Annotated in this window: 10 protein-coding genes; 7 read left to right on the top strand and 3 right to left on the bottom strand. The window is 74.3% G+C overall.

Features of this window, described 5'->3' with window-relative positions:
* Positions 1-1,618 (top strand): 3'-5' exonuclease (locus PLP61_RS12580; RefSeq protein ID WP_324503069.1); only part of this gene is annotated, 1,618 nt, incomplete at its 5' end.
* 12 nt (positions 1,619-1,630) lie between these two features.
* Here PLP61_RS12580 and deoD read toward each other — a convergent pair.
* Positions 1,631-2,341, bottom strand: a complete 711-nt coding sequence (gene deoD, locus PLP61_RS12585; RefSeq protein WP_324503070.1) for a purine-nucleoside phosphorylase — start codon at positions 2,339-2,341, stop codon at positions 1,631-1,633.
* A gap of 41 nt (positions 2,342-2,382) precedes the next feature.
* Here deoD and nudC point away from each other — a divergent pair, with 41 nt between their 5' ends.
* The gene (nudC, locus tag PLP61_RS12590) at positions 2,383-3,288 is read left to right on the top strand and encodes an NAD(+) diphosphatase (protein ID WP_324503071.1); all 906 of its coding nucleotides are present in this window, start codon (positions 2,383-2,385) and stop codon (positions 3,286-3,288) included.
* A gap of 83 nt (positions 3,289-3,371) precedes the next feature.
* Here the strand turns inward: nudC and PLP61_RS12595 are convergent, their stop codons facing one another.
* Positions 3,372-3,653: a mycoredoxin gene (locus PLP61_RS12595; protein ID WP_324503072.1), complete on the bottom strand. Its 282-nt coding sequence runs from the start codon at positions 3,651-3,653 to the stop codon at positions 3,372-3,374.
* A 75-nt stretch (positions 3,654-3,728) separates the two neighbouring features.
* Between PLP61_RS12595 and PLP61_RS12600 the strand changes: the two genes are divergently transcribed.
* From PLP61_RS12600 to PLP61_RS12620, 5 genes are all read left to right on the top strand, one after another.
* Positions 3,729-5,801, top strand: a complete 2,073-nt coding sequence (locus PLP61_RS12600) for an ATP-dependent DNA helicase UvrD2 (RefSeq protein ID WP_324503073.1) — start codon at positions 3,729-3,731, stop codon at positions 5,799-5,801.
* Between the two features lie 152 nt (positions 5,802-5,953).
* On the top strand, positions 5,954-6,172 hold the full coding sequence (locus tag PLP61_RS12605) for a hypothetical protein (RefSeq protein ID WP_324503074.1): 219 nt from the start codon (positions 5,954-5,956) through the stop codon (positions 6,170-6,172).
* A 125-nt stretch (positions 6,173-6,297) separates the two neighbouring features.
* Positions 6,298-6,639 carry a WhiB family transcriptional regulator gene (locus PLP61_RS12610; RefSeq protein ID WP_324503075.1) on the top strand — a complete coding sequence of 114 codons (342 nt, stop codon included), beginning with the start codon at positions 6,298-6,300 and terminating at the stop codon, positions 6,637-6,639.
* 33 nt (positions 6,640-6,672) lie between these two features.
* Positions 6,673-6,867 carry a putative WhiB-interacting protein gene (locus tag PLP61_RS12615; protein WP_324503076.1) on the top strand — a complete coding sequence of 65 codons (195 nt, stop codon included), beginning with the start codon at positions 6,673-6,675 and terminating at the stop codon, positions 6,865-6,867.
* 148 nt (positions 6,868-7,015) lie between these two features.
* Positions 7,016-7,177, top strand: coding sequence for a hypothetical protein (locus PLP61_RS12620; RefSeq protein ID WP_324503077.1), 162 nt, complete (start codon positions 7,016-7,018; stop codon positions 7,175-7,177).
* 3 nt (positions 7,178-7,180) lie between these two features.
* Here the strand turns inward: PLP61_RS12620 and PLP61_RS12625 are convergent.
* Positions 7,181-7,687 (bottom strand): TOMM precursor leader peptide-binding protein (locus PLP61_RS12625; protein WP_324503078.1); only part of this gene is annotated, 507 nt, incomplete at its 5' end.

Raw genomic sequence — 7,687 nt, forward strand, 5'->3', positions numbered from 1 at the left:
GCTGGCCGTCGCCGTCGCCGGAGCGGACCCCCCCGAGGTGCCCGCGCTGTCCCACGCGCTGGAGGACCCCGGGGACCTGCCCTACTCCCCGGAGGCCGAGGAACGCTTCGCCCTGCTGGCCGCCGAGCTGCGCAGCCTGCGCGGGCATGCCGGGGAGCCGCTGCTGGAGCTGGTCCGCCGGATCATCGACACCTGCGGGATCGACGTCGAGCTCGCCTCCTCGGTCAGCGAGGCCGCCCGGGCCCGCCGGGAGAACCTCGACCTGTTCGTCAAGGCGGTCGCGGAGTTCCAGGCGATCGACGGCGCGGTCACCCTGCCCGCCCTGCTGGCCTGGCTGAGCGCCGAGCAGGACGGCCAGGGGCTCGACATCGCCACCCCGAGCGCCACCGACTCGGTCAAGCTGCTGACCGTGCACCGCGCGAAGGGGCTGGAGTGGGACACCGTCTTCCTCGTGGGCGCCTGCGAGGAGCGCTTCCCGCACACCCGCAGCCGCGGGCTCTGGCCGCTCCGGGTGGAGATCCTGCCCACCCCGCTGCGGGGGGACGCGCGCGACCTGCCCACCCTGCGCGGGCACGACAAGGCGGCCCTGGACCGGTACCGGCAGGACTCCAAGACGCACGAGGCGACCGAGGAGCTCCGGCTGGGGTACGTCGCGTTCACCCGGGCCCGCCACCACCTGGTGGTCTCGTCGTACCTGTGGGGCGAGGAGCGCAGGACGCCGCTCGGGCCCTCGCCGTACCAGGGGGTGGTCCGGGACGCCCTGGCCGACTGGGGCGAGGCCCCGCTGGCCTGGCACGACAAGCCGGACAGGGGCGCGCCCAACCCGCTGCAGGCCACGGTGCGCGAGGTCGCCTGGCCGGTGACCGAGCAGACCAGGGAGGCGCTGCGCCGGCTGGAGGCCGCCGAACGGGTCCGCGGGGTGCCTGGCCACGCCGAGGACCCACCGCTGGACGTGGTCGAGGCCGCGCGGGTGGCGCAGTGGGACGCCGAGCTGGAGTCGCTGCTGGCCGAGGCGAGTCGCGAGGACGCCGACGTCGTCGAGGTCCCGCTGCCGCCCGCGCTGTCGGCCACCGCGGTCGCCAGGCTGCGCGACGACCCGGCCGGCTTCGCCGAGGAGCTGGCTCGCCCGATGCCACGGCCACCCTCGCCGGCCGCCCGGTTCGGCACCCGCTTCCACTCCTGGGTCGAGGCGCGGTTCGGCCAGCAGGACCTCCTCGACCCCGACGAGCTCCCCGGCCGCGCCGACGCGGGCATCGACGACGAGGACGACCTGGCCGAGCTGGTCGCCCGCTTCGAGGAGGGACCCTTCGTGGACCGGCCGCCGTTCCGGGTCGAGGCTCCGTTCGCGCTGGTGCTGGCGGGGCAGGTGGTGCGCGGCCGGATCGACGCGGTCTACCGCGAGCCCGACGGCGGCTTCCTCGTGATCGACTGGAAGACCAACCGCGCCCCCACGGCGGACCCGCTCCAGCTGGCGCTCTACCGGCTGGCCTGGGCCGAGCTGCAGGGGGTGCCTCTGGCGCAGGTGCGCGCCGCGTTCTACTACGTGCGCAGCGGCGAGCTGGTCGAGCCTCCCGACCTGCCCGGGCGGGAGGACCTCGAGGCCCTCCTGATCGGCTGACCCGGCCGGGCCTCAGCCCAGGGCGGCCGCCAGGGCGATCTCGATCATCGTGCCGAAGGTGCGCTCGCGCTCCGCGGCCGTGGTCTCCTCGCCGGTGACGATGTGGTCGGACACGGTGCAGATCGCCAGCGCCCGACGGCCGTGCTGGGCAGCCAGCGTGTAGAGGGCGCTGGCCTCCATCTCCACCGCGAGCACGCCGTACTGCACCATCCGGGCGACCAGCTCGGGCCGTGCGGAGTAGAAGGAGTCGCTGGAGAAGATCAGCCCGACGTGCACCGCGGAGGCCTCCGGCATGCCCTGGGCCGCGTCGTACGCCGCCCGCAGCAGGCCGAAGTCGGCGATCGGGGCGTAGTCGAGGCCCTCGAAGCGGACCGTGTTCATCGAGGAGTCGGTGCAGGCGCCCTGCGCCAGCACGATGTCGCGGACGGCGAGCCGCTCGGTGAGGGCACCGCAGGAGCCGACGCGGACGACGGTGGCGACGTCGTACTCGGTGAACAGCTCGTGGGCGTAGATCGCCATCGACGGCTGCCCCATCCCGGACCCCTGCACCGAGACCCGCTGGCCCCGCCAGGTGCCCGTGTAGCCGTACATGCCACGCACCTCGCTGTAGCAGCGTGCGTCGTCCAGGAAGGTCTCGGCGATCCACCGCGCGCGCAGCGGGTCACCGGGCATCAGGACGGTCGGGGCGATGTCGCCGGGGGCGGCGCCGATGTGGGTGCTCATGGCACGACAGCGTAGGTGCTCGGCGGGCTAGGTTGAGCACCGTGAGCGCACCCCACCTCCATCTCGCCGCGCACGCCCACGACCGGGCCGGTGAGCGCCGCCACGACGAGGAGTGGCTGGCGGCCCGCTGGGCCGACCCGGCCAGCCGGGTGCTGGTGATCGCGGGGACGCGGCTGCGCCCCGTCGGGGGCAGGCTGCGGTGGGTGTCCCCCGCCGAGGCCCCGGAGGGCACCCGGCTCTTCCTGGGGGAGCGCGACGGCGTCACCCACCTGGCCGTGATCGTGGATCCGGCGCGGGCGCCGGGGGAGCGCGAGGACTGGGTCGGTCTGCGGGCCGTGCTCCCGGCCGTGGCCGAGGAGCGCGACGGGCCGCTGGTGCTGCACGCGGTCGGCCTCGCCGAGTGGCACCACGCGCTGCGCCACTGCCCGCGGTGCGGGACCCGGCTCGAGCCCCGGGCTGCGGGGCACGAGCTGGTCTGCCCCGGCTGCGCACGCGCACAGTTCCCCCGCACCGACCCTGCGGTGATCATGGCGATCAGCCACGGCGAGCCGGGGTCGCCGGAGGAGGTGCTGCTGCTCGGCCGGCAGGCCAGCTGGCCTCCTCGGCGGTACTCCACGCTGGCCGGCTTCTGCGAGCCGGGGGAGTCGCTGGAGGACGCGGTGCGCCGCGAGGTCCGCGAGGAGGTGGGGATCGAGGTGGGCGAGGTGCGCTACTTCGGCAACCAGCCGTGGCCCTTCCCGTCCAGCCTGATGCTCGGCTTCCACGGCCGTGCCGCCACCCGCGAGATCCGCGTCGACCAGCACGAGATCGAGGACGCGCGGTGGTTCACCCGCGCGCAACTGTCCTCCCAGGCCGAGGAGGGTGCCCTGGTCCTGCCCGGCACCGTCTCGATCAGCCGCTCGCTGGTCGAGCACTGGTACGGCGGGACGCTCCCCGGCTCCTGGTGACCCGTCGCAGTTTTCCCGGCATTCCTGCTGAGCCGTCGCAGATTGCCCGTCCGACGCGCCGAGTCCGGGAAAACCGCGACGGGTCAGCGGGAAAACAGCGACGGGTCGGCGGGGAGGGCGTCGAGGTCGGCCAGCTTGCCCTTCACCTGGGCCAGCGAGGGGTTGGTCATCGCGGTCCCGTCGGCGAAGACCAGGGTCGGCACGGTCTGGTTGCCGTGGTTGACCTGCTCGACCAGCCGGGCCGCCTCGGGCTCCTGCTCGATGTCGACGAGGTCGTACGCGATCCCCTCACGGTCCAGCTGGGCCTTCAGTCGCACGCAGTAGCCGCACCAGGGCGTGGTGTACATCGTGAACAGGCGGCTCATGCTGGGGTGTCCTCGCCGGCATCTAGGGTGGGGTGACGTCAGCCCAACTTACGACGCTCCGGAGTCTGTTCCCGAATGCCCGCCGCTGAGGCCCTCCTCACAGCCCTCGACCCCGAGCAGCGGTCGGTGGCCGAGGCGCTGCGCGGTCCCGTGCGCGTGCTGGCCGGCGCCGGCACCGGCAAGACCCGGGCGATCACCCACCGGATCGCCTACGGCGTGGCCAGCGGCGTCTACGCGCCGGCCGAGGTGCTCGCGGTGACCTTCACGACCCGGGCGGCGGGGGAGATGCGCGGCCGGCTGCGGACGCTGGGGGCCGGCGGGGTGCAGGCGCGGACCTTCCACTCCGCCGCCCTCCGGCAGCTGCGCTACTTCTGGCCGCACTCGCGGGGGACCCAGCTCCCGACGCTGACGGAGTCCAAGATGCCGCTGCTCGCGGCCGCCGCCCGCCGGCTGCGGCTCCGGGCCGACCAGGCCCTGCTGCGCGACCTGGCCGGTGAGATCGAGTGGGCCAAGGTGAGCAACGTGCGGCCCGACGACTACGCCGCCCTGGCCACCGCGCGCGGGCGCAGCGTGACGGGGCAGGACGCCGACACCGTGGCCCGGGTCCTCGTCGGCTACGAGGAGGTCAAGCGGGACCAGGGCCGGATGGACCTGGAGGACGTCCTGCTGCTCACCGCCGGCCTGCTCGTCGACGACGAGCGGGTCGCCGCCCAGGTCCGTCGTCAGTACCGGTGGTTCGTGGTCGACGAGTTCCAGGACGTCTCCCCGCTCCAGTCGGCGCTGCTCGGGCTGTGGCTCGGCGGGCGCGACGAGATCTGCGTGGTCGGCGACCCGGCCCAGACGATCTACTCCTTCGCGGGCGCCGACGCGACCTACCTCACCTCGTTCCCCTCCCGCTACCCCGGCACCACCTCCATCGAGCTGGTCCGCAACTACCGCTCCACCCCCGAGATCGTCGGTGCGGCCAACACCCTGCTCGCCGGCACGCCCAGCCAGTCGGTCCGGCTGCGCGCCGAGCGGGACCCGGGGCCTGCCGTGGGGTACACGCCCTACCCCGACGAGGTGAGCGAGGCCGAGGCGGTCGCGGCCCGGATCGCCCGGCTCTGCGAGGACGGTCTCGCGCCGTCGCAGGTCGCCGTGCTGCTGCGGATCAACGCGCAGACCGAGGCGTTCGAGGAGGCGCTGAGCGCCCGCGGGGTCGCGTACGTCGTACGCGGCGCCGCCCGCTTCTTCGAGCGCCCGGAGGTGCGCCAGGCGGTGACCCTGCTGCGCGGCACCGCCCGTGCCGCCGGCGCCGAGGAGGGGGCCGCTGCCGCCGAGGGCGGAGGGCTCGTCGCGCAGGTGCGCGACACGCTGGCCGGGATGGGGTGGTCGCCCGAGGCCCCCGTCGGCCGGGGCCAGACCCGCGATCGGTGGGAGTCCCTGCAGGCGCTGGTCGACCAGGCCGCCGAGTTCGCGCGCCAGGACGCCGCGACACTCGGCGGGTTCGTCGACGACCTGGACCGCCGCGCCGCCGAGCAGCACGCCCCGGTCGCCGACGGGGTCACCCTGGCAACCCTGCACGCCGCCAAAGGGCTGGAGTGGGACGTGGTGTTCCTGTGCGGCCTGCAGGAGGGCACCCTCCCGATCGTCTACGCCGAGACCCCGGCCGCGGTGGAGGAGGAGCGCCGGCTGCTCTACGTGGGGATGACCCGGGCGCGCCGCGAGCTGCACCTGTCCTGGGCAGTGGCCCGTCACCCCGGCGGGCGGGCGCAGCGCCGCCCCTCCCGGTTCCTGGACCCCCTGCTCCCGGCCGAGGTGGTCGCCGCGGAGGCACGTGCCGGGGCAGGCGGGCGCAGCCGGAGCCGGCGGGCGGTCACCTGCCGCGAGTGCGGGCGGGCGCTGCACACCGGCCCGGAGAAGAAGAAGGGGCGCTGCCACGACTGCCCGGCCTCCTACGACGAGGAGCTGTTCGAGCGGCTGCGCAGCTGGCGTCTGGAGCGGGCCGGCGCGGAGAAGGTGCCGGCGTTCGTCATCTTCACCGACGCCACCCTCCAGCTGATCGCCGAGCTCCGGCCGACCACGCCGCAGGAGCTGCTGCGGATCAGCGGCATCGGCCAGGCCAAGCTGGAGCGGTACGGCCAGGACGTCCTCGCGCTGGTCGGCTGAGCCCGTCCGGGACCCGAGAACAAAGAAATCCACGAAATACCCAGAAAAATGTTTGCCCATTACCGGGTCGACCCGGTAACTTCTTTCGTCAGAAACCCCAGCGCACTGGAGCCCGGCAGGCTCCGCGCCCGAGACACCGAGGAGGTGGCCCGATGAGCACGACCCAGACCTGGACGGCGATCCCGTCTCCTGCTGCCCCGGCCACCTACGGCCTCGGCCTCGGCGCGCCCACGTGCGCCCAGGGGGTTTCCCTCACCGGAAGCCGGGCGATGGAGACCATCGCCGCCCGCGTGCACGTGTCCGCGTTCGGCGCGGACCGCACCACGGACGCCGTCCCGGGGACCTCTGCCTGGAGACCGCCGATCTGCTGACACCCTCACCAGCTCGGCAACCTCCAGGCCGCGGACCCACACCATGGGATCCGCGGCCTTCTGTATTTCGCCACACCAGGTTCGACCAACCAGCAACGCGATCAGGTCAGATGAGGAGGGAAGCCATGACCACCAGCGTTCTCGACCGCGTGGACGCGGCCGCCGAGCAGATCACCCTGGGTGATCTCCACGACGTGGTGGGAAGGGACGAGCCGGAGCTGTTGCCCTGCCGGGCCAACGACCCCGAGCTCTGGTTCGCCGAGTCCCCCGCGGACGTGGAGTACGCCAAGGCGCTGTGCCAGGCCTGCCCGGTGCGCGAGCTGTGCCTTGACGGTGCACTCGAGCGCCGCGAGCCCTGGGGCGTCTGGGGCGGGGAGCTCTTCCTCCAAGGCGTCGTGATCCCGCGCAAGCGGCCCCGCGGCCGGCCCCGCAAGGACGCCGTCCGCGACGACGAGGTCGCCGCCTGACCGGCCGGACCAGCCCCGGCCACCACCCACACCATGAACATCACCAGAACACGGAGCACCATCATGAACCTCATGCACGAAGAGCTCGCTCGGGCACAGATGTCCGAGCGCCTGGGAGAGGCGCGTCAGTCGCAGCGTGGACACCAGCTCGTCCGCGCCCGCCGCTTGAGCCGCAAGGCCGAGCAGGCAGCGCAGCAGGCCCGCCTCGCTCTCGCCCGCGCGCTGTAGAGGGTCCTCACGACCCAGCCCTGATCGCGGGCCTACCGGGAGCCGGGTACGACGCCGTCGTACCCGGCTCCTGCCATGCCCGGCCCCTCCCGCCGGCGCTCACGTCCGACCCGGCCCGGACGCCGCCGGCACCGGGTACGGTGGCCCGATGGTCACCTGCGACTACTGCGGCCGCACCGCCGAGGAGGGCGCGGCGACGCTGGCCTGGACCACGGCCGTCGAGCACGGGCGGCGGTGCGCGTTCTGCCCGGAGTGCTCGCGGAGCCACCTGCGCGAGATCGAGGGGAAGCTCGACTCGGAGTTCTGGTGACCCTCAGCCAGCGAGCGCGTCGCCCCAGCAGCAGCCGCAGTGGGGGTGCCGGGCCCAGTGCCGGGGGGACAGGTCCAGGTCGCCGGTGAGCGCCACGCTGGCCGACCACAGGCTCGGGGTGCCGCCGTCGACCCAGGTGACCAGGTCGCGCACCGCCCAGCCCAGCGCCAGCACCAGCAGCGCCGGGTCGACCGGCTCCGGCACCGGCCGGGCGGTGTCCGGCGAGGAGTACTGCTCCACCACCAGTGCCCGGCGCGGGTCGCTCTCGGCCAGCCGGGCGTCGACGCAGCGCAGGCAGGCGGTCCGCCCCGGCCGGACGAACGGGCCCACGGTGAGCACCCCGTCCACGCAGGTGACCAGCAGGTGCGCGACCCCCTCGCGCATCAGCAGGTCCGTCGCGGACCGCGACGGCTCGCCCTCCCGGCCGAGCAGCTGCACCACGCCGGCTGCCGGGTCGGGAGCCACGGCGAGGCCGACCGCGGCCAGCAGCGGGTCGAGCAGCGCCCGCCA

Source organism: Nocardioides sp. (genome assembly GCF_035429765.1).
Taxonomy (GTDB): Bacteria; Actinomycetota; Actinomycetes; order Propionibacteriales; family Nocardioidaceae; genus Nocardioides.